Origin of the sequence: Streptomyces coeruleorubidus (assembly GCF_008705135.1) — a bacterium.
In the GTDB taxonomy this organism is placed as follows: Bacteria; Actinomycetota; Actinomycetes; order Streptomycetales; family Streptomycetaceae; genus Streptomyces; species Streptomyces coeruleofuscus.
On record NZ_CP023694.1, the window covers coordinates 3,537,923 to 3,559,250 of the forward strand.

At 70.9% G+C, this 21,328-nt stretch carries 19 protein-coding genes, 1 tRNA gene and 1 pseudogene; 10 read left to right on the plus strand and 11 right to left on the minus strand.

Annotation, left to right across the window (positions count from 1 at the left end; translation table 11 throughout):
• Nucleotides 1-135 precede the first annotated feature (135 nt).
• The 4 genes from orn (at nucleotide 136) to CP976_RS16260 (ending at nucleotide 2,772) form a co-directional block, all read left to right on the plus strand.
• Nucleotides 136-738 (plus strand): oligoribonuclease, encoded by a 603-nt coding sequence (gene orn / locus CP976_RS16245; protein WP_086843233.1) that lies wholly within the window; start codon nucleotides 136-138, stop codon nucleotides 736-738.
• 115 nt (nucleotides 739-853) lie between these two features.
• Nucleotides 854-926 (plus strand) — tRNA-His (locus tag CP976_RS16250).
• A gap of 98 nt (nucleotides 927-1,024) precedes the next feature.
• Nucleotides 1,025-2,215, plus strand: a complete 1,191-nt coding sequence (locus tag CP976_RS16255; RefSeq protein WP_150481020.1) for an MFS transporter — start codon at nucleotides 1,025-1,027, stop codon at nucleotides 2,213-2,215.
• Between the two features lie 26 nt (nucleotides 2,216-2,241).
• Nucleotides 2,242-2,772, plus strand: coding sequence for an NUDIX domain-containing protein (locus tag CP976_RS16260; protein WP_150481021.1), 531 nt, complete (start codon nucleotides 2,242-2,244; stop codon nucleotides 2,770-2,772).
• On the opposite strand, the pseudogene CP976_RS16265 reads toward CP976_RS16260, so the two are convergent.
• A pseudogene (locus tag CP976_RS16265) lies at nucleotides 2,702-3,522 on the minus strand (serine/threonine-protein kinase). The gene CP976_RS16260 and the pseudogene CP976_RS16265 sit on opposite strands and share 71 nt — an antisense overlap.
• On the minus strand, nucleotides 3,519-4,574 hold the full coding sequence (locus tag CP976_RS16270) for a LacI family DNA-binding transcriptional regulator (RefSeq protein ID WP_150481023.1): 1,056 nt from the start codon (nucleotides 4,572-4,574) through the stop codon (nucleotides 3,519-3,521). The pseudogene CP976_RS16265 and the gene CP976_RS16270 overlap by 4 nt, the downstream one beginning before the upstream one ends.
• Nucleotides 4,575-4,971: 397 nt before the next feature.
• Here CP976_RS16270 and CP976_RS16275 point away from each other — a divergent pair, with 397 nt between their 5' ends.
• The 4 genes from CP976_RS16275 to CP976_RS16290 all read left to right on the plus strand — a co-directional run bounded on the left by CP976_RS16275 (nucleotide 4,972) and on the right by CP976_RS16290 (nucleotide 9,795).
• Entirely contained in the window at nucleotides 4,972-6,297 is a 1,326-nt protein-coding gene (locus CP976_RS16275; protein WP_150481024.1) for an ABC transporter substrate-binding protein, read from the plus strand.
• Between the two features lie 5 nt (nucleotides 6,298-6,302).
• Complete coding sequence (locus tag CP976_RS16280) at nucleotides 6,303-7,316, plus strand: carbohydrate ABC transporter permease (RefSeq protein WP_150485367.1); 1,014 nt, start codon at nucleotides 6,303-6,305, stop codon at nucleotides 7,314-7,316.
• Between the two features lie 12 nt (nucleotides 7,317-7,328).
• Nucleotides 7,329-8,249, plus strand: coding sequence for a carbohydrate ABC transporter permease (locus CP976_RS16285; protein ID WP_086605565.1), 921 nt, complete (start codon nucleotides 7,329-7,331; stop codon nucleotides 8,247-8,249).
• Nucleotides 8,250-8,358: 109 nt separating this feature from the next.
• Nucleotides 8,359-9,795: a GH1 family beta-glucosidase gene (locus tag CP976_RS16290; protein WP_150481025.1), complete on the plus strand. Its 1,437-nt coding sequence runs from the start codon at nucleotides 8,359-8,361 to the stop codon at nucleotides 9,793-9,795.
• 62 nt (nucleotides 9,796-9,857) lie between these two features.
• Here the strand turns inward: CP976_RS16290 and CP976_RS16295 are convergent, their stop codons facing one another.
• From CP976_RS16295 to CP976_RS16320, 6 genes are all read right to left on the minus strand, one after another.
• The gene (locus CP976_RS16295) at nucleotides 9,858-11,174 is read right to left on the minus strand and encodes a glycoside hydrolase family 36 protein (RefSeq protein ID WP_150481026.1); all 1,317 of its coding nucleotides are present in this window, start codon (nucleotides 11,172-11,174) and stop codon (nucleotides 9,858-9,860) included.
• Between the two features lie 21 nt (nucleotides 11,175-11,195).
• Nucleotides 11,196-12,083, minus strand: coding sequence for a carbohydrate ABC transporter permease (locus tag CP976_RS16300; protein WP_086854787.1), 888 nt, complete (start codon nucleotides 12,081-12,083; stop codon nucleotides 11,196-11,198).
• Nucleotides 12,080-13,063, minus strand: a complete 984-nt coding sequence (locus CP976_RS16305) for a carbohydrate ABC transporter permease (RefSeq protein WP_150481027.1) — start codon at nucleotides 13,061-13,063, stop codon at nucleotides 12,080-12,082. The genes CP976_RS16300 and CP976_RS16305 overlap by 4 nt, the downstream gene beginning before the upstream one ends.
• A gap of 31 nt (nucleotides 13,064-13,094) precedes the next feature.
• The gene (locus CP976_RS16310; protein ID WP_150481028.1) at nucleotides 13,095-14,408 is read right to left on the minus strand and encodes an ABC transporter substrate-binding protein; all 1,314 of its coding nucleotides are present in this window, start codon (nucleotides 14,406-14,408) and stop codon (nucleotides 13,095-13,097) included.
• Between the two features lie 218 nt (nucleotides 14,409-14,626).
• The gene (locus CP976_RS16315; protein WP_150481029.1) at nucleotides 14,627-16,027 is read right to left on the minus strand and encodes a sensor histidine kinase; all 1,401 of its coding nucleotides are present in this window, start codon (nucleotides 16,025-16,027) and stop codon (nucleotides 14,627-14,629) included.
• A complete protein-coding gene (locus CP976_RS16320) occupies nucleotides 16,024-16,728 on the minus strand; it encodes a response regulator transcription factor (protein WP_150481030.1) in 705 nt (234 codons plus the stop codon). Before CP976_RS16320 ends, CP976_RS16315 begins: the two co-directional genes overlap by 4 nt.
• A 132-nt stretch (nucleotides 16,729-16,860) precedes the next feature.
• Here CP976_RS16320 and CP976_RS16325 point away from each other — a divergent pair, with 132 nt between their 5' ends.
• A complete protein-coding gene (locus CP976_RS16325; protein WP_150481031.1) occupies nucleotides 16,861-17,394 on the plus strand; it encodes a hypothetical protein in 534 nt (177 codons plus the stop codon).
• Between the two features lie 31 nt (nucleotides 17,395-17,425).
• Here the strand turns inward: CP976_RS16325 and CP976_RS16330 are convergent, their stop codons facing one another.
• Entirely contained in the window at nucleotides 17,426-18,295 is an 870-nt protein-coding gene (locus tag CP976_RS16330) for a spermidine synthase (protein ID WP_150481032.1), read from the minus strand.
• A gap of 103 nt (nucleotides 18,296-18,398) precedes the next feature.
• Nucleotides 18,399-18,794 carry a hypothetical protein gene (locus CP976_RS16335; protein ID WP_150481033.1) on the minus strand — a complete coding sequence of 132 codons (396 nt, stop codon included), beginning with the start codon at nucleotides 18,792-18,794 and terminating at the stop codon, nucleotides 18,399-18,401.
• 297 nt (nucleotides 18,795-19,091) lie between these two features.
• Between CP976_RS16335 and CP976_RS16340 the strand changes: the two genes are divergently transcribed.
• The gene (locus tag CP976_RS16340) at nucleotides 19,092-20,543 is read left to right on the plus strand and encodes an NsdA family TPR-like regulatory protein (RefSeq protein ID WP_150481034.1); all 1,452 of its coding nucleotides are present in this window, start codon (nucleotides 19,092-19,094) and stop codon (nucleotides 20,541-20,543) included.
• A gap of 10 nt (nucleotides 20,544-20,553) precedes the next feature.
• Here CP976_RS16340 and CP976_RS16345 read toward each other — a convergent pair whose 3' ends face one another.
• Nucleotides 20,554-21,147, minus strand: coding sequence for a histidine phosphatase family protein (locus CP976_RS16345; protein WP_150481035.1), 594 nt, complete (start codon nucleotides 21,145-21,147; stop codon nucleotides 20,554-20,556).
• Nucleotides 21,148-21,328: the final 181 nt, after the last annotated feature.

A 21,328-nucleotide genomic window follows, 5' to 3' on the forward strand; every position in this document is an offset into this window, starting at 1 on the left:
GGGGAGATCTCCGCGCGGGTCCGGTGCCGTTTCGGGAGGCGAGCACACCCCTGGCGGCGAGGCAGGTGCTCCTCTGGCCACAAGGTCACCGCACGGTCGGCTCAGCCCGGGGCGGCTCACCGTAAGGTTAGACACATGAACGATCGCATGGTGTGGATCGACTGCGAGATGACCGGCCTCTCGCTGTCGGACGACGCGCTCATCGAGGTGGCCGCCCTCGTCACCGACTCCGAGCTGAACGTGCTCGGCGAGGGCGTGGACATCGTCATCCGGCCGCCGGACCGGGCCCTGGAGACGATGCCGGATGTGGTGCGTCAGATGCACACCGCGTCCGGGCTGCTCACGGAGCTGCCGAACGGCACGACGCTGAAGGACGCCGAGGAGCAGGTCCTGACGTACGTCAGGGAGTTCGTCAAGGAGCCGGGCAAGGCCCCGCTGTGCGGCAACTCCGTCGGCACGGACCGCGGCTTCCTGCTGCGCGACATGCCGACGCTGGAGGACTACCTGCACTACCGGATCGTCGACGTGTCGTCGATCAAGGAGCTGGCCCGCCGCTGGTACCCGCGGGCGTACTTCAACAGCCCGCAGAAGAACGGCAACCACCGCGCGCTCGCCGACATCCGCGAGTCCATCGCGGAGCTGCGCTACTACCGCGAGGCCGTCTTCGTCCCGCAGCCCGGGCCCGACTCGGACACCGCGAAGAAGATCGCCGCGAAGCACGTTCTGCCTGCCCAGTAGCCGTGCCGGGGGCCCGCGGAGGGGCGCCGCGAAAGCCGGGCGCGAGCACCCCTTCGGACCCTGTACACTTTTTCTCGGCCGGTCGGGGAAGTAACTGATCTCCAAGCCGGTCATGGTGGGTGTAGCTCAGCTGGTAGAGCACCTGGTTGTGGTCCAGGATGCCGCGGGTTCGAGTCCCGTCACTCACCCTGAGTAATCAGCCGGTGGCTTCATGTCGAAGCCACCGGCTGATGCTTTTTGCGCGCCGGTCCCGGGCCGGACAGCGGCCGGAGTTACGGTCGGCGGCATGGACGGTGAGCGCCGAGGGTGGCGGGCGTGTGTGCTCAGCGGGGCGGTGTTCGCCGTGTGCATGGCCGGCACCACGCTGCCGACCCCCCTCTATCCCCTCTACCAGGGCAAGTTCGGGTTCTCCGAGCTGACGGTGACCGTGGTGTACGCCGTGTACGCCTTCGGGGTCATCGGGGTGCTGCTGCTGGTCGGCAATGCCTCGGACGCCGTCGGCAGGCGCCCGGTGCTGCTGTGCGGGCTGGGCCTCGCGGCGGCGAGCGCCGTCTGTTTCCTGTGCGCCACCGGGCTGGGCTGGCTGTACGCGGGGCGGCTGCTGTCAGGGCTCTCCGCCGGTCTGTTCACCGGAGCCGCCACGGCCTACGTGATGGAGCTGGCACCGGGCGGCGGCGCCTCCCGGGCCACGTTCGTGGCGACGGCCGCCAACATGGGCGGACTGGGCTGCGGCCCCCTGCTCTCCGGGCTGCTCGCGCAGTACGCCGACTGGCCGCTGTACCTGCCCTTCCTCACGCACCTCGTCCTGGTGGCCGGCTCGGCCGTCGTCCTGCTGCGGCTCGCGGAGACCGTACGGGAGCGGAAGCCGCTGCGCACCGTACGGCCGCAGAGCCCCGCGCTGCCCCCGCAGGTACGGGCCGTGTTCGCGCCCGCGGCGATCGCCTCGTTCGCCGGCTTCGCCCTCTTCGGGGTGTTCACCTCGGTCAGCCCCGAATTCCTCGCCGAGTCCCTGCACGTGGACAACCACGCCGTGAGCGGGCTGGTCGTCGCGCTGGCCTTCTTCGCGTCGACCGGCGGGCAACTGGCGGTCGGCCCGGTAGGGGTGCGGCGCTCCCTCCCGCTGGGCTGCGCCGGACTCCTCGCCGGGCTGGCCCTGCTCGCGGGCGCGCTGCGGTGGGAACTGATGTCACTGGTGGTCCTGAGCGCGCTCGTCGGCGGCGTCGGGCAGGGCCTGGCGTTCCGCGGCGCCCTGTCCGAGATCGCCGGGGCGTCTCCCGAGCACCAGCGCGCGGCGGTGATCTCGACGCTGTTCGTGGTCGCCTACGCGGGCATCTCGGTCCCCGTGATCGGCGTCGGCCTCCTGACGGGCCCGATCGGACTGGAGGGCGCGGGCCTGGTGTTCATCGCGTGCATGGCGGTCCTGGTCTCCACGGCGGCCGTCTACCTGGTACGGCGGTCGGTGGTGGCGAGGGCGTGACTGGCCCTCCGTGCGATCGTGACGCCATGGGTGAACTCGTGGAGCGGGTCGACGAGCAGGACCGGGTGATCGGGGTGGTCGACCGGGACGAGGCGATCCGGCACGGCTGGCTGCACCGGGTCGCGACCACGGTCTGCCGTGATCCACGGGGGCGGGTGCTGGTGCACCGGAGGCCGGAGCACGTCTCCCGGTTCCCGGGCCACTACGACTGGCTGGTAGGCGGGGGCGTCGAGGTCGGGGAGGCGTACGAGGAGGCCGCGGCCCGGGAGCTGGCCGAGGAGCTGGGGGTCCGGGTGGCGGTGCGGTTCGTCTTCACGTTCCTGTGCCGAGGGGCGATCAGCCCCTACTGGCTCGGTGTGCACGAGGCCGTCGTCGCCGAGCCCCTCCGGCCCGACCCGGCCGAGATCGCCTGGCACGGGTGGGTCGGGGAGCAGGAGCTTCAGGAGGCGTTCCGGCGGTGGGTGTTCGTGCCGGACGCGGTGGAAGTCATGCGGCGCTGTCCGGGGCGCCGTGTGCCGAGCGCCGCCACGCCGCGGTCAACTCCGCCACGGTCGTGAAGCGTTCGGCCGGGTCCGTGCGCGTGGCCCGTTCCACGAGCGCCAGTCGGGCCGCCGTGCCTCGCCAGGCCGGCTCCTCGCCGGCGGTGCTCATCAGGAGGCGGATGGCGCGGCCCAGGGCGTGCACGGTGGTGCGGGTGTCGATCGTCGAACCGCGTTGCCACTCCTCCGGGGCCATGAAGCGCCGTGAGCCGGGCAGGCGGTCGGCCTGGAGCAGGAACGGGCCCGGACGGTACTCGTCGAGGTCGATCAGGTGGAGTCCACCGGCGTCGAAGTCGTAGAGGAACACGCCGTCGTAGAGGTCGACGGCGACGAAGCGCGCCGCCTCCACCGCCAGGTGGGCGTCCAGGAGATGGTCGACGGCGCGCAGGACCCGGGGGACGGGGAGGGCCTGGAAGCGGGCCAGGGGGCCTGCGTGGCGTAGCCGCGCGGGCGAGTACAAGAGCTCCCCGTGGTGCCAGGGCAGCACCGCCGCCGTGCGCCCGTCGCCCGTGGCGAACCGGTGCATCTGGGGGACGATCACCGGATGCCGTACCGCCCGGTGGAAGGCCCAGGCGCGGTTCAGCGACTGCTGGGCGGCGTCGGTCGTCGCCTCCTTCACGAACCAGCGTTCCCCGTCGGCGAGCCGGACCCCGTACGACACACAGCCCGAGTCCTGGTCGCGGAAGGCCCGGAAGACCTCTCCCACCCGCGCAGATACGGCTCGGTCCGAGGGACCTCGGCGATGTCCAGCAGGGGGTGCGGCGTCACGACGACGACCGTGGCACCAGCTCCGTGGCGAGGACGACCTGCCGTCGGTCCAGCCCCCGGGACGCCAGGGGGCGGCGGTCGGCGACCTCCGTGAGGAGGAGGTCGATCATCCGGCGGCCCATCACCTCGATGGGCTGGCGGACGCTGGTGAGGGGCGGTTCCATGTGGCGGGCGATGGCGGAGTCGTCGTAGCCGACGAGCGCCACGTCGTCGGGGATGCGGCGCCCCGCCTCGCGCAGCGCCTGGCGGGCGCCGGCCGCCGTGACGTCGGAGGCGGCGAAGACCGCGTCCAGGTCGGGACGGCGCTCCAGCAGGGCCGCCATGGCACGGCTGCCGCCTTCCTCCGTGAAGTCGCCCGGCTCGATCAGCGCGTCGTCCACCTCGTGTCCGGCGTCGCTCAGGGCGTCGCGGTAGCCCTCGGTTCGGCGCTGGGCACCGTAGACGTCGAGGCGGCCGGTGATGTGGGCCACCCGGCGGCGGCCGCGGGACAGCAGGTGCTCGACGGCCTGGCGGGCGCCGCCGTAGTTGTCGGAGTCGACCGACGGCAGGGTCTCCGCCGCCGAGCGCGGGCCGCTGATCACCGCCGGGATGTCCAGCTGGGCCAGCAGGTCGGGCAGCGGATCGTCCGCGTGGACCGAGACCAGCAGGACGCCGTCCACCCGGTGGGCGGCCAGGTACTGGGCGAGGCGGCGGCGTTCCTTGTCGCTGCCGGCGAAGATCAGCAGGAGCTGCATCTCCGTGTCGGACAGCTCCGCCCCGACGCCCTTCAGCATGTCCGAGAAGTACGGCTCCGAGAAGAACCGGGTCTCCGGCTCGGGCACGACCAGGGCGATCGCGTCCGTGCGGTTGGCGGCCAGGGCGCGGGCCGCGGTGTTGGGGACGTAGCCGAGCTCGGCGACGGCCGCCTCGACGGCCGCGCGGGTCGCGTCGCTGACCCGGGGCGAGCCGTTGATCACCCGGGACACCGTGCCGCGGCCGACACCGGCGCGCGCCGCCACCTCTTCGAGGGTGGGCCGGCCACCACTTCGGCCTCGCGCTCCGTGGCTTGCCATGGGCTCCGCCTTCCCGTCCACACCCGCACTCTGCGGCTGGCCTGGAATTTAACAGGCTCGTCAGCTGTGGTGACCGCCACCGAGGCCCACCGCCCCCGGGCTTCCGCTTCGGCCGGCGGGCCGGTCCGACTGGCTGGATACCGTCGCCCGGGGCCGCAAGGGACTGCCGCCCGGGTCCAGTTAACGTCCCGATAACTGAACGCATCTCTCGCTGTCCGGTCCCTTGACACCCCCGCCGCGACCGGAGAACCTTCAACACATCACTGGTGGGAGCGCTCCCACAGTACCTGACACATACACAACCCGCACGTTCCCCGCCCGAGCCGCAGCGAGTAAAAACGGGTCCAACAATGCAGTTGGCCGGGGGGTCGGCACGTCAGGGCAACAGGAGGACGACATGCGAGCACGCATCCGAACCGCCCGCAAGGCGATGGTCCTCGCGGCCGCCGCGTCGCTGGGCGCCGGGCTGCTGGCCGGCTGTGCCGACGACGGCAAGAGCGACGGTTCCGGCTCCTCGGACGGCGACAGCGGTGGCAAGACCACGATCTCGGTGGGGCTCTTCGGCACCATGGGCTTCAAGGAAGCCGGCCTCTACGCCGAGTACGAGAAGCTCAACCCGAAGATCAAGATCGCCGAGAACTCCGTCCAGCGGAACGAGAACTATTACCCGGCGCTGCTGAACCACCTCACCACCAACAGCGGTCTGCTGGACGTCCAGGCCGTCGAAGTCGCCAACATCGCCGAGGTCACGGCCACCCAGGCCGACAAGCTCGAGGACATGTCCAAGGCTCCGGGCGTGGACAAGAGCAAGTGGCTGGACTGGAAGTGGCAGCAGGCCACCACCAAGGACGGCAAGACCATCGGCCTCGGCACCGACGTCGGCCCGATGGCGATCTGTTACCGCACGGACCTCTTCAAGCAGGCCGGTCTGCCCACCGACCCCGCCGAGGTGGGCAAGCTGTGGGCCGGCGACTGGGCCAAGCTCGTCAAGGTCGGCGAGCGCTACAAGTCGAAGGCCCCCAAGGGCACCTTCTTCATGGACTCCCCCGGCGGTCTGATCCAGGCGGTGCTGGGCAGCGAGAAGGAGAAGTTCTACAACTCCTCCGGCGAGGTCATCTACAAGACCAACCCGGCCGTCAAGGCCGCCTTCGACCTGACGGCGGATGCCGCCAAGAAGGGCCTCGTCCAGTCGCAGACGCAGTTCCAGCCGGGCTGGAACTCCTCGATCGCCAACAACAAGTTCGCCGCCATCGCCTGCCCGCCGTGGATGCTCGGCACGATCAAGGGCTACTCGAAGCCGGACGCGGCCGGCAAGTGGGCCGTGGCCGTGGCGCCCAAGGGCGGCAACTGGGGCGGTACGTTCCTCACCGTGCCGAAGAGCGGCAAGAACGTGAAGGAAGCCCAGAAGTTCGTGACCTGGCTGACCGCGCCGGAGCAGCAGGCGAAGCTGTTCAAGGTGCAGGCCAGCTTCCCGAGTGCCCCGTCCACCTACACCATGCCCGAGGTGACCGGCGCGACGAACGAGATGACCGGTGACCAGAAGATCGGCCCGGTCTTCGCAGAGGCCGCCAAGGCCGCCCCGGAACAGGTGATCGGCCCGAAGGACCAGATCATCATGCAGGGCCTGACGGACAACGGCGTGATCCTGGCGACGAAGGGCAAGTCGGCCAAGGAGGCCTGGGACTCCGCAACCAAGACCATCGACAACAAGCTGGACCAGTGACCCGTATGGCCACCCGCCACGACACCGCCGCGCCCCCCGCCGAGGGGGGCGCGGCCCCGGGCCGCCCGTCCGCGGACCCCGTGTCCCTGGAGAAGGAGCGGCGGCGCCGGGACCGGCTGTCCCGCCGTTGGCAGCGGGACATCCGCTGGAGCCCGTACGCCTTCGTCTCGCCGTTCTTCCTGCTGTTCGTCGCGTTCGGCCTGTTCCCGCTGATCTACACGGGCTGGGCCTCGCTGCACCAGGTGGAGCTGACCGCGCCGACCGACATGAACTGGGTCGGGCTGCGCAACTACACCCGGATCTTCGACGACGACTTCTTCTGGAACGCGGCGAAGAACACCCTGACCATCGGCATCATCTCCACCGTTCCGCAGCTGCTGATGGCGATGGGCATGGCCCACATCCTCAACTACAAGCTGCGGGCCTCGACCTTCTTCCGGGTCGCGATGCTCGCGCCGTACGCGACGTCGATCGCCGCCGCCTCGCTGGTGTTCGTGCTGCTCTTCGGCCGTGACTACGGCATGATCAACTGGGCGCTCGACACGGTCGGCATCAACCCGGTCGACTGGCAGAACGACAAGTGGCCCTCGCAGATCGCCGTCTCGACGATCATCATCTGGCGCTGGACCGGCTACAACACACTGATCTACCTCGCCGCGATGCAGGCGATCCCGCAGGACCTGTACGAGTCGGCGGCCCTGGACGGGGCCAACCGCTGGCAGCAGTTCATCCATGTGACGCTGCCGGCGCTGCGCCCGACGATCCTGTTCACCGTGGTCGTGTCGACGATCGGCGCGAGCCAGGTCTTCGGCGAGCCGCTGCTCTTCGACGCCAACAAGGGCACGTCCGGCGGCGCGGAGCACCAGTTCCAGACGCTCGGTCTGTATCTGTACGAGCAGGGCTGGGTCGCCCAGCACCTGGGCCGTGCCTCGGCGATCGCCTGGACGATGTTCCTGATCCTGATCGTCATCGGCATCGTCAACTACGTCATCTCGCGCCGGCTGCGCGCCAGTAGTTAAGGAGTTCCGGCCGTGACGACGACTGTGACGCCCCAGGACGCACCGCCGCCCGGCGCTGCGCCCGCGAAGGAGTCCAAACGCCCCCGCCTGCCGAAGTCCGCGCGGGCCGGCGGGCAGTTGCACGGCGGGCCGATCGCGTACGCGATCCTCATCGTGTTCACGATCGTCTCGCTGTTCCCGCTGGTGTGGACGGCGATCGCCGCCTCGCGTGACAACCAGCGACTCGCGCAGACGCCGCCGCCGTTCTGGTTCGGCTCGGGTCTGTTCGACAAGCTGGAGATCGCCTGGAAGGACGCCAATCTGGGTGAGGCGTTCTTCAACACCACGATCGTGGCGGGTACGTCGGCGCTGACCATCGTCTTCCTGTCGACGATCGCCGGTTTCGCCTTCGCCAAGCTGCGGTTCAGGGGCCGTGGCGCGCTGATGCTGATCGTGATCGGCACGATGATGGTGCCGCCGCAGCTGAGCGTGATCCCGCTGTACATGATGGTCGCCAAGCTCGACTGGACGGACCAGTTGCAGGCGGTGATCTTCCCCTCGCTGGTGAGCGCGTTCGGTGTGTTCTTCATGCGGCAGTACCTGATCCAGGCACTGCCGGACGAGATCATCGAGGCCGCCCGGGTCGACGGGGCGAGCAGCTGGCGTGTGGTGTGGCACGTGGTGTTCCCGGCGGCGCGGCCGGCGATGGCCGTGCTCGGGATGCTGACGTTCGTACAGACGTGGAACGACTTCATGTGGCCGTTCCTGGTGCTGACCCAGATGGGCAACCCGACCGTCCAGGTCGCGGTCGCGGGCCTGGGCCGCGGCTACACCCCCGACCAGTCCCTGATCATGGCGGGCGCGCTGCTCGGCACGCTGCCGCTGCTGCTGGTCTTCGCGATCTTCGGCAAGCAGATCGTGGGCGGCATCATGCAGGGCGCCGTCAAGGGCTGACGCCCTGCTTCCAGGGGCCGGGCCAGCGCTGCTCCGGCCCCTCCTCTCCCCCTTCCTCCCTCTCCCCCCTCCACCATCGGTCTCCACGACCCCCAATGGGAGCGCTTCCATGCCTGACTCCGAGAACCCGGCCACTGCGGTGACCTTCCCTCCCGCCTTCCTCTGGGGCGCGGCGACCTCCGCGTACCAGATCGAGGGTGCGGTGCGGGAGGACGGCCGTACGCCGTCGATCTGGGACACCTTCAGCCATACGCCGGGCAAGACGGCCGGCGGCGACCACGGTGACATCGCTGTCGACCACTACCACCGCTACCGCGAGGACGTGGCGCTGATGGCGGAGCTGGGCCTGGGTGCCTACCGGTTCTCCGTCTCGTGGTCGCGGGTGCAGCCGACCGGCCGGGGTCCGGCCGTGCAGAAGGGCCTGGACTTCTACCGCCGGCTGGTCGACGAGCTGCTGTCCAAGGGCATCAAGCCGGCCGTCACGCTCTACCACTGGGATCTGCCGCAGGAGCTGGAGGACGCGGGCGGCTGGCCGGAGCGTGACACGGCGTACCGTTTCGCGGAGTACGCGCAGATCGTCGGCGAGGCGCTGGGCGACCGGGTCGAGCAGTGGATGACGCTCAACGAGCCGTGGTGCAGCGCGTTCCTCGGCTATGCCTCCGGGGTGCACGCCCCGGGCCGGACGGATCCGGCGGCGTCGCTGCGTGCCGCGCACCATCTGAACCTGGCGCACGGGCTGGGCGCGTCCGCGCTGCGGTCGGTGATGCCGGCCCGCAACTCCGTCGCGATCAGCCTCAACTCCACGGTGGCCAGGCCGCTTTCGCAGAGCCCGGCGGACCTGGCGGCGGCCCGGAAGATCGACGATCTGGCCAACGGCGTCTTCCACGGCCCGGTCCTGCACGGCGCGTACCCGGAGTCGCTGTACGTGGCGACGGCGGAGCTCACGGACTGGGACTACGTGCTCGACGGCGACCTGACGCTGATCAACCAGCCGCTGGACGCGCTGGGCCTCAACTACTACACGCCCGCGCTGGTCTCGGCGGCCGACCCGGCGGCGAAGGGGCCGCGCGCCGACGGCCACGGGTCCAGCAACCACTCGCCCTGGCCGGCCGCGGACGACGTCGCCTTCCACCAGACGCCCGGCGACCGCACCGAGATGGGCTGGACGATCGACCCGACCGGCCTGCACGAGCTGATCATGCGCTACACCCGGGAGGCGCCGGGCCTGCCGTTGTACATCACCGAGAACGGCGCGGCCTACGACGACAAGATCGACTCGGACGGCCGGGTGCACGACCCGGAGCGCGTCGCCTACCTGCACGGCCACCTGTCGGCGGTCCGTCGGGCGATCGCCGACGGCGCGGACGTCCGCGGCTACTTCCTGTGGTCCCTGATGGACAACTTCGAGTGGTCCTACGGCTACGGCAAGCGCTTCGGCGCGGTGTACGTGGACTACGCGACGCTCGAACGCACCCCGAAGTCCAGCGCCCACTGGTACGCGAAGGCGGCGCGCACCGGGACGCTGCCGGAGGTGGAGGCGGTCTAGCCACTGCGGAGGCGGGGGGGACGGGGCGCGGCACTGATAGGGGAGTGCCGCGCCCCGGCATGTCAGGAGACGCCGCGTGGTGTCAGCAGCCGGCGAGTCGTCGTCACGCCCCACTCGTCCAGCGACAGCAGGCGGTCGCTGGAGGCCATCAGGCCTCCCGTGGCCTCCACGTGTGCCGCCCACTGTTCGCGGGTCTCGACAGCCGGGCGGGCCATCAGGCAGTCCGGGTCGTTGATCCAGAGGCGGCCGTGCTGCCACTGGCGGGCGGCGCCGGTGAACTCGGCCGGGTCCTGGCCGGGCTGGCTGTAGTCGTCCGCCTCGGGGCGGCGGTGCGGGGCGGTGTCGGGGCTGACGCGCATGGCGTCGAACAGGCCGATGGAGGGGAGCATCGGGGCGCCGCAGCCCAGGAGGTAGGAGTCCGGACCGATCGCGTCGCGGATCAGGCGGATGCCGGAGCGGTACGCCGTGAGGGGGTCGACGTCCGCGTGGCGTACGCCGTGCAAGGCGCCCGCGTACAGGAAGTCCGCCTTGAAGTAGTCGTAGCCCTCGGCGCGCAGGGTCGTGAAGACCTCGGTCAACCAGGCCGCCGCGTCCGGGTGGGTGGTGTCCAGGACACGCAGGTCGTGGCCCCAGTTGCGGCCCGCGTGGGCGAAGCCGCCGGCGGTGTCCCGGACCAGCCAGTCCGGGTGCTCGGCGGCCAGTTCGCTCGCCGGGTCCACGAGGAACGGTGCCGTCCAGATGCCGGCGCGGCGGCTGCGGGAGCGGATCTTGTCGGCGATTCCGGCGCGGGAGCGGAAGCGGCCGGAGAGGGTGAGCCAGTCGCCGAGGGCCCGCTGGTAGCCGTCGTCGATCTGGACGACGTCGACGGGCAGGTCGAGGGTGTCCATCGCGCGGAGGTTCTCGTGGATGTCGTCCTCGGTGACCTCCGTGAAGTACTCGTACCAGGAGCACCAGACGGTGGGCGCCGGGCGCGGGTCCGCGATGCCGAGACCGGAGGCCCAGTCGCCCAGCACGGACTGGATGTCGTCGCCCGTCCACTCCTTCACCAGGCCGTCGGCACCGACCTCCGCGATCCCGTCCCGTACGGCGAGCCGGATCGACGGCACCTCGCGCGTCGGTTCGGCCGCCGCCCACAGTCGCACCGGTGAGCCGTCGCCGGGGTCGAGCACGAGCAGGCCCTCGCCCTGGAAGGCGCCGTCGGGGGCGGTGACGCCGGGGCGGTAGCAGACCGTGGCCCAGTTGGCGTTGGCCGGGCGGTAGGGCGCCGTGCCGAGGGCGTAGGCGCCGCTGGGGCTCCAGGACTGCCAGCCCTCCTCGTGGACTCGGGCGTGGCGGAGGTCGACGGGCACGGAGGCCAGCGGCGTGAAGGGGTGCTGCACGGTGATCTCTTTCGGGGAAGGTCAGCCCTTGTTGGCGCCCAGCGTCAGGCCGCTGACGAACTGGCGCTGGAGCACGAAGTAGACGATGAGGGTGGGGATGGCCGTGAGCAGGGCTCCGGCCGCGACCAGGTTGGGGTCGGTGAAGTACTGGCCGGAGAGGTTGTTCAGGGCCGAGGTGATCGGCATGTTCTCGCCGGTGGAGATCAGGACGATGGCCCAGAAGAAGTCGTTGTAGATCCAGATGGACAGGAGGGTGGCGAGCGCGGCCATCGCCGGCTTGCACAGCGGCAGCACGATCTGCCAGTACAGGCGCCAGACGGAGGCGCCGTCGACGAGGGCGGCCTCGGTCAGTTCGTGCGGCAGCGAGCGCATGTAGTTGCTCAGCACGAACGCGCAGAAGCCGGACTGGAACGCCACGTGGATGAGGACCAGGCCGAGCGCGGAGTCGTAGAGCTTGCCGGACATGGTGATGCCGGGCAGGTCGATCAGCAGGTACAGCCGGTACAGCGGGGTGATGATGACCTGCTGGGGCAGCAGGTTGCCGGCGGTGAAGACCAGCAGCAGGAACAGGTTGACGCGGAAGTCGAAGCGGCTGACGTAGAAGGCGACCATCGACGACAGCAGCAGCGTCAGCAGCACGGCCGGCACGGCGACGATCAGCGTGGTGCCGAAGTAGTGCAGCATGTCCGACTGCTGGAAGGCGTTGGTGAAGTTGTCGAAGGTCAGCTTGTCGGGCCAGGAGACATAGCCCTTCTCACTGGTCTCCGCGTACGGCCGCATCGCCGCGAGCAGGGCCCACAGCAGGGGCGCCAGCCAGGCCAGCGCCGTGACGACGAGGAACGTGTGCAGCAGGACCCGGGCGGGGCGGATGGGGGTGCGCTGCTTGTGAGCGCCGGCGACGGTGCTCATGCGCGCCGCTCCTTCCGGAAGGTGGCGATCAGGTACGGAATGATCACCGCGAGCGAGATCACGAGCAGGACGACGGCGATGGCGGAGCCGTATCCGATGCGGCTGGACTCCCCGATGATGTTGTTGGTGACCAGGATCGACAGCAGTTCGGTGCCCTGGGCGCCCTTGTTGAAGACGAAGACCAGGTCGAAGGCGCGCAGGGCCTCGATGATGGTGACGACCAGGACGACGGTGTTGGTGGGCCGCAGGGTGGGGAAGACGACGTTCTTGAACGTCTGCCACTCGCCCGCGCCGTCCAGTGCGGAGGCCTCGCGCAGGGCGGGGTCGACGCCCTTGAGGCCGGCCAGGTAGAGGATCATCATGTAGCCGGCGTGCCGCCAGGAGGCCGCGACCAGGATGGCCCAGAGGTTGAGGTCCGGGTCGCCGATCCAGTCGATGTAGTGGCCGGGCTTGTTGGCGCCGATGAGGCTGTTGATCAGGCCGGTGTCGGGGTTGTAGACGAGCTGCCAGACGAAGCCGATGACCGCCATCGACACCACGACCGGCAGGAAGAACGCGGTCTGGTAGACGCGGCTGAAGCGGATCCGCTTGTCCAGCTGCACGGCCAGGAAGAGGCCGAAGGGCGTCGGCAGCAGGATGAGCACGACGAACCAGACGACGTTGTGCTCGACGGCCGGCCAGAACTGCGGGTTGCTCGTGAACAGTTCGCGGAAGTTCTGGAGCCCGACCCATTGGATCGAGTCGAAGCCGATGCCGTTCCAGGTGGTGAAGGCCAGCGCGATGGAGGCGAGGGCCGTCAGCCACACCAGGGCGACGTGCAGGATCGTCGGCACGCCCGCCATCAGGCCGAGCGTGAGCCGGTCGCGGCGGGTCAGCAGGCGCTTGTGCCCGTGGGGCACCTTGGCGGGCGTGGACGTGGGGGCGGGCCCCGGAGCCGGCTCGTCGGCCGTCTCCGGGACCTTGGCGGGGGTCGCAGTCATGTCGGATCCGAGTCGTCGATTCTCCGTTCGGTCAGCCGGACGCGAAGATCGTCTTCTTCTGGCGTTCGATCGACGAGAGGATGCTGTCGACGTTCTTGGGGTTGCGGACGAAGTTCTGGAGCGCGGGCTGCATCACCGTGGAGGTGAAGTCCGGCCGGCTGTCGCGGTCCATGAACTGCGTCAGGCTCTTGGCGCCCGAGATCATCTCGTAGGCCTTCTTCTGCAGCGGCGTGTACGAGGAGGTGTCGGCCTTGGTGGAGGCGGCCACCACGTTCGGGTCGGACTTGAGGTAGATCTGCTCGGCTTCCGGGGTGCCCAGGTACTCCAGCAGCTCGACGGCGCCCGCCTTGTTCTTCGGGGCCTTGGAGAGCATGAAGCCGTCGGTGGGTGCCTCGACGGTGTCCTGGCCGAAGGCCGGGTCGATCTCCGGGAAGGCGAAGAAGTCCAGGTCGTCCAGATCGGCCTTGTTGGTGAACTGCTGGCCCACGAAGGTGCCCAGCACGTACATGCCGGCCTTCTTGGCCACCAGCGTCTGCGCCGCGTCCTGCCAGGTGCGGCCCACCGCGCCCTCCTGGTGGAAGGGCAGGATCTCCGTCCAGTGGTCGAAGACCTTGCGCACCTTGGCGTCGGTCCAGGAGGCCTTGCCCGCCATCAGCTCGACGTGGAAGTCGTAGCCGTTGGTGCGGAAGTTGATCTGGTCGAAGGTGCCCATCGCGGGCCAGGCGTCCTTGTCGCCGAAGGCGATCGGGACCAGCCCGTCCTTCTGCATCCGCTTGCACAGGGCCACGAAGGCGTCCCAGGTGGTGGGGACCTCGTAGCCGTGCTGGGCGAAGACGCTCTTGCGGTAGAACACCGCCCACGGGTACGTGTACAGCGGCACGAAGTAGTACTTGCCGTCCTCGCCCTTGCTGAGCTTCTTCATCGCCTCGGGGAAGTTCCCGCCGATCTTCTGCCACACGTCGTCGATCGGGGTGGCGAGCTTCTTCGACGCGAAGAACTGCATGCGGTACCCGGCGAACCACGTGAACACGTCGTCGGGCGTGCCCTGGAGGTAGGAGTTGATCTGCTCCTGGAACGTGTTGTGGTCCTTGGTGTTCACGTCGACCTTGACGCCGGACTTCTTCGTGAAGGCCGCGTAGATCTCGGCGAACGCCTTCTTCGGCACCGCGTCGGAGGAGTTGGAGCCGAGGCTGACCGTCTTCGGGTCGGCGGCCGTGCCACTCCCGCCGCAGGCGCTCAGCAGGGGTATGCCCGCGCCGAGCAGGGTCGCGCCGCCTATGCCGCGCAGCAGGGTGCGGCGGCTGGGAGCGGAGAAGGAGGGTCCGGAGGGGGAGAGGTCGTGCATGAACGGCTCCTGAGGGCAGGGTTCGGCCACCGAGGGTGTGGCGTGAAATCCGGTCTTAATCGACCAGAAATCAACTTGACCGAACACGGTGGCGCAATAACAGCCGTATGTCCGGTCATGCGTCAAGGGCCGCCACCTCGATTTGTCGAAACGTGACCGACCCGTGAGCGTGCACGGGCCCGGGAGGGGCCGGGGCCGGCCGGAGAGAGCGGAAGCCGTCAGTCGGAGCGGGAGCGGTTGTATGCAGCGACCAGCCTGCCCGGACGCCGTCGCCGCACCGGCCCGCGTCGTCCCCTGCTCGCCGGCGACCGCCCGGCCGGCTGGATCCAGATCCGCACCTCCGCCCCGCCGAGCACCGAGGAGCCGATCCGCACGTCCCCGCCGGTCGACTCCGCGAGCCGGCGCACGATGTCCAGGCCGAGCCCGGTCGAGCCGTCGCTCCCGGAGCCGCGGCCCCGCGCCATCGCGGCCTCCGGGTCGGGTATGCCGGGGCCCGCGTCGGACACCAGGACGATCACCGCGTCGTCGCCGTTGTGCACGTCGACCGCGAAGGCGGTGCCCTCCGGGGTGTGCCGGAAGACGTTGCCGAGCAGCGCGTCGAGCGCGGCGGCCAGGTCGGCGCGGGCCACGGGTATGCGCACCGGCCGGTCGGCCCCGGCCACCCGCCATGTGCGGCCCTCGTCCTCCGCGAGCGCCGACCAGAACACCATGCGCTCCCGCACCACCTCGGCCGCGTCGCACCCGGCGCCCGGACCGGCCGCGGCCGTCTGCGGCTTGGCCTCCCGGGCCGTACGGATGATGGTGTCGACCTCGCGCTCCAGCTGCTCGACCGCGGTCCGGGTCTGCTCGGCGGCCGGTCCCTCGCCGAGCGAGGCGGTGTTGAGCCGCAGGACGGTGAGGGGTGTGCGCAGCCGGTGCGACAGGTCCGCCGCCAGCTCCCGTTCGTTCGCCAGCAGTTGGACGACCTGGTCCGCCATCGAGTTGAACGCGACCGCGGCGAGCCGCAGTTCGGTGGGGCCCGCCTCGGGCACGCGGGCGCCCAGCCTGCCCTCCCCCAGTTCACGCGCCCCCTCGACCAGGCGCTTGGCGGGCCGGACCATCCGCACGCCGAGCCGGTCGGCGACCGCGACCGAGCCGAGGACCAGAGCGACACCGACCCCGGCGAGCACGGCCCAGGCCGTGCCCACGCCGTTGGTGACCTCGGCCTCCGGCACGTACACCTCGACGACCGCGATCTCGCCGGTGCTGAGCGCGACCGGCTGGAGCAGCGTCGAGCCGCCTGCGACGCCGGTGGTGGAGGCGCGGCCCAGCTTCCGCACGGCGGCGATGTCCTCGTCGGCGGCGCGCTGCCGCCCGAGCTCCAGGGCCTCCTGACCGTCGCCGGCCGGTATGTGCACGGCCATCCCGGCGCCTGAGCCGGCGGAGGCCACGACCCGTTCGAGCTGGTCGCGGTCGGTGGTGATGGACAGCGCCGGGGCGACGGCCGCGGCCTCGCGCTCGGCGCCCGAGAAGGCGCGGTCCCGGGCCATCTCGCGGATGACGAGCCCGAGCGGCACCGCGAAGGCGAGCACGACCATGGTGGTCACCGCCAGCGACACCTTGACCAGGGCCCACCTCATCGCGGCGTCTCCGCGCCCGGCGGTTCCAGCTTCACACCGACGCCCCGAAGGGTGTGCAGATAGCGGGGATTCGCGGCCGTTTCACCCAGTTTCCTGCGCAGCCAGGACAGATGGACGTCGATGGTCTGGTCGTCGCCGTACGACTGCTGCCACACCTCGGCGAGCAGTTCCTTGCGGGGGACGACGACACCGGGCCGACGGGCCAGGAAGGCGAGCAGGTCGAACTCGCGGCGGGTGAGGTCGAGCCGCGTGCCGTCCAGCTCGGCCTGGCGGCGCAGCGGGTCGACGGTCAGGCCGCCGACCCTGATCACCGGGGACGGCTCCCCGTCCCCCGAGCCGGAGCGGGCGCGGCGCAGCACGGCCGCCATGCGGGCCGACAGGTGCTCGACGGAGAAGGGCTTGGTCAGGTAGTCGTCCGCTCCGGCGTTCAGCAGCCGGACGATCTCCGTCTCGTCGTCCCGGGCCGTGGCGACGATCACCGGCACGTCCGTGATGCCGCGCAGCATCTTCAGGGCCTCGGACCCGTCGAGATCGGGCAGTCCGAGGTCCAGGATGACCACGTCGAAGCGGAAATGGGCGACCTCGCGCAGCGCCTCCAGTGCCGTCCCGACGCTGCGTACGGTGTGCGAGGCGTCGGTCAGGTGCCGGATGAGCGCCGAGCGTACGAACTGGTCGTCCTCGACCACGAGCACACTTGCCATGCGCCGCACCGTACGCCATCTCGAACAGCCGGGCGCGGGCCTGTGGACAACTCCCCGCATGGGGACAACCGGCCCCCGTGCGACCCTCGTTCGTGGACAACATGTGGGACACGTGAGGCAGGATGGCCCGCGATGCGCAGAGGACTCGTACACGTACTGGCCTGGCTGCTCGCCACGGGCGCGGCGGTCACGCTGTCGTGGTGGGGTGTCCACACGGTGATGGCGGGCACGGCCTACGACCCGCCGCGCGCCCTGCCCATCAAGGCCGCCGACGTGACGGCCAAGGAGCCGAAGCCGCCGGCCACACCGTCGGAACGGACGCCTCCGTCGAAGCGGCGCACTCCGAGCGCACCGCCGAGGACCGACAAACCGACCCCGGCCCCGACCCCGTCCCCCACTCCAACAAAACCACCCAGCCCCTCCCCCGCCCCCACCACCCTCACCGGCCAGGTCAAGAGCTACGACACCGACGGCGGCCGGGCGGTCTTCGACCTCGGCAGGACCTCCGCCTCCCTCGTCTCGGCCACTCCCGGCGCGGGCTGGTCGATGCAGGTGTGGAAGACGGAGTCATGGATCCGCGTGGAGTTCTCCTCGGGCGCGGACCGGGTGTCGGTGTTCTGCACCTGGCACGACGGGCCGCCGCGCGTGGAGATCGGGAACTACTGAGCGCCCGGGAATCACCGAGTGCCGTACGGGCTCACTTGAACACCGACGCGGGCGGGGCGGGGGACGCCACCGCCGCGAGATCCGTCACAGGTACGGCCCCGCCGGTGAAGTCGGTCAGCGTCCGTCCGTGCTCGACCCGGCCCGGATGCGGGTCGGAGGCGGCGCGGCGGGTCAGTTCGGCCACGGGCAGCGGCTGGTCGGAGGCGACCAGCACGGCGTTCCCGAAGCGTTTGCCGCGCAGCACCGTCGGGTCGGCGACCAGCGCGAGCTGCCCGAAACGGGCGGCGGCGGTGGCGATCTGGCCGCGCAGGTGCGCGAGCGGCGGCCCGTCGGCGAGGTTGGCGGCGTAGACACCGCCGGGCTTCAGCGCCCTGCGTACGTCGTCGAGGAACTCGGTCGAGGTCAGGTGGGCCGGTGTCCGGGCCCCGCTGAACACATCGGTGATGACCAGGTCGGCCCAGCCGTCGGGCACCTTGGCGAGCCCCTCGCGGGCGTCGACGGACCGCACCCTGATGCGCGCGTTCGGGTCCAACGGCAGCTCGCGGCGCACCAGTTGCACGAGACCGGCGTCCCGTTCGACGACCTGCTGCGTGGAGCGGGGCCGGGTGGCGGCGACGTAGCGGGCGAGGGTGAACGCGCCACCGCCGAGGTGCACGGCGTGCACGGGGCGGCCCTGCGGGGCGACGAGGTCGATCACATGCCCGAGCCGTCGCTGGTACTCGAAGGACAGGTACGCCGGGTCGTCCAGGTCGACGTGCGACTGCGGGGCCCCGTCGACCACCAGGGTCCAGGCCCGGGCCCGCTCGCGGTCGGGGATCAGCTCGGCGAGTCCGCCGTCGACGCTCTCGACGACGGCTTCGTCACCGGCCTGCCTGCGCCGGCCGTTCCTGGACTTTCCCATGGGGCCATTATCGGGGTCGGGCTGTTAAGCGGGGCATACGCTCCAGTCGAGCGTGAGCGCCCCTGCCTCCACCACACGTGAGCAGCCCGCCCGCGGCGGCGCCTCAGCGGCAGCCGTCCGCGGCCTTGATCGTCCGGGCGGCCTCGCCGAGGGCCTTGCGCAGTACCGCGGGGTCCGTGGCGAGGTCCGCCTCCCCGGGCGGCAGCAGCCAGTCCGAGCCCCCCACGGGAGGTTCGGGGGCCAGGGGCAGTCCGCGTCCGTCGGTCTCCGTGCACGTGCTCCCCGGCACGTCCCACGCCGCGGCCGTCCCCGGCGGAACCAGGAAGCCCAGGGTGCCACCGCCGTCGTCGTGCAGCACGGGCCCGACCGCCTCACCGGTCCCGCGCCGCAGGATGTCGACCGCCTCCAGCCCCTGCCGCGCCGGCACCGTCACGACATCGCAGCCGGCCGGCGGTGTACTCGGCGGTGTACGAGGGTCGTTGATCCGGCTGGTCTCCATCCCGGCCTCCACCACAGAACCCCTGCTTGGACGAGCGGTCGGGAGTCGGGGGCCTCCCGGTCCGCGGGGTTCAACGCGGCAGACCGTCAACGGCCACGGCTGAAGTCAGCCGCAAAGGATGGCAGTTCATGGCAGATCACGGATGAGATATCCGGTTTGTAGTCAAACCCAGCGTGAGGGCTCCGACACAGCAGGTACGTTCTTGCTCGCCGGACACGGGGCAGAACATACGGGACAACTCGTACAACTCACCCCGGACCCGGCATGGTTCGACGGTTCGCACGAGAGGACCCGGCCATGGCGTCGTCACTGGTGACCTCATCTCAACCCAACCGGCCACCGCGGCCCAACCTCGCCTTCCGGCGCCTGCGCGGACAGCGTTCGCCGGCCGAGTTCGCCGCGGCGATCCGGCGGGCCGCCCTGGAGATCGGCGAGCAGGTCAGCTGTGACGCGCGGTACATCGGCCGGGTCGAGGCGGGCGAGATCCGCTGTCCCAACTACGCGTACGAACGGGTGTTCCTGCACATGTTCCCTGGCCGCACGCTCACCGACCTGGGGTTCGCGCCCCGCACAGCGGTACGCGGACGCCGGACGCGCGACACCGAGGACGCGCCCCCGACGTGCACCGCGAACCCGGCGAACGCCACGAGTGAGAGCAGCGGGGCGTGCGAGCCGTATGAAACGCAGAACCCGTACGACCCGTACCACCCGCACGACACCTACGAGGAGAGCGACGTGCTACGTCGCGCATTCATGACCGGCGGGGGCGCCACGGTGGCCGCCGCCTCGCTGGGGCCCGTCGGCCTCGCCCTCGACGCCGCGGCGGCACAGCGCCCCGTGCGCCGCGCCGGGGCGAGTGACGCGGGTGCCCTGGAAGAAGCCGTCCGCCGCATCCGGCTGCTCGACGACCGGCACGGGGCCGACGGCCTCTACCGCCGTGCGGCGGCCCCGCTGCGCGCCGCCTACGCCCTGCTGGACGCCGGTACGACCCGGCAGACGACGGCGGACCGGCTCTACTCGGGCGCCGGTGAACTGGCCATCTCCGTGGGCTGGCTGGCCCACGACTCGGGACGCTTCGACGACGCCCGCTCCCACTACGCGGAGGCCCTGGCGACCGCCCGGATGACCGACGACCCGGGCCTGGAGGCGCACGCCTTCTGCAACACGGCCTTCCTCGCGCGCGACGCGGGCCGGCCGCGCGAGGCGGTCCGGGCCGCCCAGGCCGCACAGCGCGTCGCCCGGCCCGTGGGCTCGGCCCGGCTGATGTCGCTGCTCGCGCTGCGCGAGGCGGGCGGCTGGGCGGGCCTCGCCGACCGCGTCGGCTGCGAGCAGGCACTGGCCCGGGCGCAGGCCCTCTTCGACCGGGGCCCCTCGGACGACGACCCCGAGTGGATGAGCTTCTACGGAGAGGCCGAACTGGAGGGCCTGGAGGCGCAGTGCTGGTCCACGCTCGGCGACTGGCCCCGGGCGGCACGGCACGCGCGGCGGGCGGCGGAGCTCCAGGATCCGCACTTCACCCGGAACATCGCGCTGTACACGGCGGAGCTGGCGGACGACCTCGCGCGGGGCGGCCGGCCGGACGAGGCCGCCGTGGCGGGGATGCGGGTGCTGGATCTGCTGGAGGAGGTCCAGTCGTCCCGGATCCAGACGATGCTGGCGGCCACGGCGCGGGTGTTGTCACCGCACCGGCGGGCGTCCGGGGTGTCCGCGTTCCTGGAGAGGCACGCGTCGTTGCCGCGGATGGTGTGAACGCCCTCTGCTACACCAGATGCCCGAGATCGTTCCAGCTCTCGATCGCCGGCTCCCCGTACGCCCACCCCAGCACCGACAGCGACGTCGGATTCAGCCGTATCCGCGCCGCGAAGTCGATCGGCAGGCCCAGCCACCGCGCCCCGATGGACCGCAGGACGTGCCCATGTGCGAAGACCAGGACGTCCCGGTCCTCGGCGCGCGCCCAGGAGACCACCTCGTCCGCCCGGGCCGTCATCTCCTCGAGCGTCTCCCCCTCGGGGACACCGTCGCGCCAGATGAGCCAGCCGGGCCGGACGGCCTGGATGTCCGCCGGGGTCATGCCCTCGTACGCCCCGTAGTCCCACTCCAGCAGCGCGTCCCAGGCACGCGCGCGGTCGCCGAAGCCGGCCAGTTCGCAGGTCTCACGCGCGCGTGCCAGCGGGCTGGTGCGCACCTCGACGCCGGGCAGACCGTCGTACGGCGCCCGGTGCAGGCGCTCGCCGAGCAGCTTGGCCCCGCGCCGGCCCTCCTCCAGGAGCGGCACGTCCGTCCTGCCCGTGTGCTTGCCGGACAGCGACCACTCGGTCTGTCCGTGGCGGGCCAGCAGGATGCGCGGAGCCATGGGGGACCTTTCCGGAAGAAAAACGCGAGCGGAACTCCTCCATCATCGCGCACGCTGGTCGCGGGCAACCCGGGGGGCGATCTCAGCGTCTTTGAGGTCCGGAGGGCGCCCCCAGGGCGCGCACGTACGCCGTAAAGTGGCACGACCTACCGGCCGGGCGCCGCGTGACGACGAAGGGGGA

Coding starts and splice junctions, on each gene's coding strand:
- CP976_RS16315 (WP_150481029.1), bottom strand. CDS start 16,027: ATGAGGTGGGCCCTGGTCAAGGTGTCGCTGGCGGTGACCACCATGGTC.
- CP976_RS16275 (WP_150481024.1), top strand. CDS start 4,972: ATGCGAGCACGCATCCGAACCGCCCGCAAGGCGATGGTCCTCGCGGCC.
- CP976_RS16345 (WP_150481035.1), bottom strand. CDS start 21,147: ATGGCTCCGCGCATCCTGCTGGCCCGCCACGGACAGACCGAGTGGTCG.
- CP976_RS16260 (WP_150481021.1), top strand. CDS start 2,242: ATGGGTGAACTCGTGGAGCGGGTCGACGAGCAGGACCGGGTGATCGGG.
- CP976_RS16280 (WP_150485367.1), top strand. CDS start 6,303: ATGGCCACCCGCCACGACACCGCCGCGCCCCCCGCCGAGGGGGGCGCG.
- CP976_RS16270 (WP_150481023.1), bottom strand. CDS start 4,574: ATGGCAAGCCACGGAGCGCGAGGCCGAAGTGGTGGCCGGCCCACCCTC.
- CP976_RS16320 (WP_150481030.1), bottom strand. CDS start 16,728: ATGGCAAGTGTGCTCGTGGTCGAGGACGACCAGTTCGTACGCTCGGCG.
- CP976_RS16310 (WP_150481028.1), bottom strand. CDS start 14,408: ATGCACGACCTCTCCCCCTCCGGACCCTCCTTCTCCGCTCCCAGCCGC.
- CP976_RS16300 (WP_086854787.1), bottom strand. CDS start 12,083: ATGAGCACCGTCGCCGGCGCTCACAAGCAGCGCACCCCCATCCGCCCC.
- CP976_RS16290 (WP_150481025.1), top strand. CDS start 8,359: ATGCCTGACTCCGAGAACCCGGCCACTGCGGTGACCTTCCCTCCCGCC.
- orn (WP_086843233.1), top strand. CDS start 136: ATGAACGATCGCATGGTGTGGATCGACTGCGAGATGACCGGCCTCTCG.
- CP976_RS16325 (WP_150481031.1), top strand. CDS start 16,861: ATGCGCAGAGGACTCGTACACGTACTGGCCTGGCTGCTCGCCACGGGC.
- CP976_RS16255 (WP_150481020.1), top strand. CDS start 1,025: ATGGACGGTGAGCGCCGAGGGTGGCGGGCGTGTGTGCTCAGCGGGGCG.
- CP976_RS16340 (WP_150481034.1), top strand. CDS start 19,092: ATGGCGTCGTCACTGGTGACCTCATCTCAACCCAACCGGCCACCGCGG.
- CP976_RS16330 (WP_150481032.1), bottom strand. CDS start 18,295: ATGGGAAAGTCCAGGAACGGCCGGCGCAGGCAGGCCGGTGACGAAGCC.
- CP976_RS16305 (WP_150481027.1), bottom strand. CDS start 13,063: ATGACTGCGACCCCCGCCAAGGTCCCGGAGACGGCCGACGAGCCGGCT.
- CP976_RS16335 (WP_150481033.1), bottom strand. CDS start 18,794: ATGGAGACCAGCCGGATCAACGACCCTCGTACACCGCCGAGTACACCG.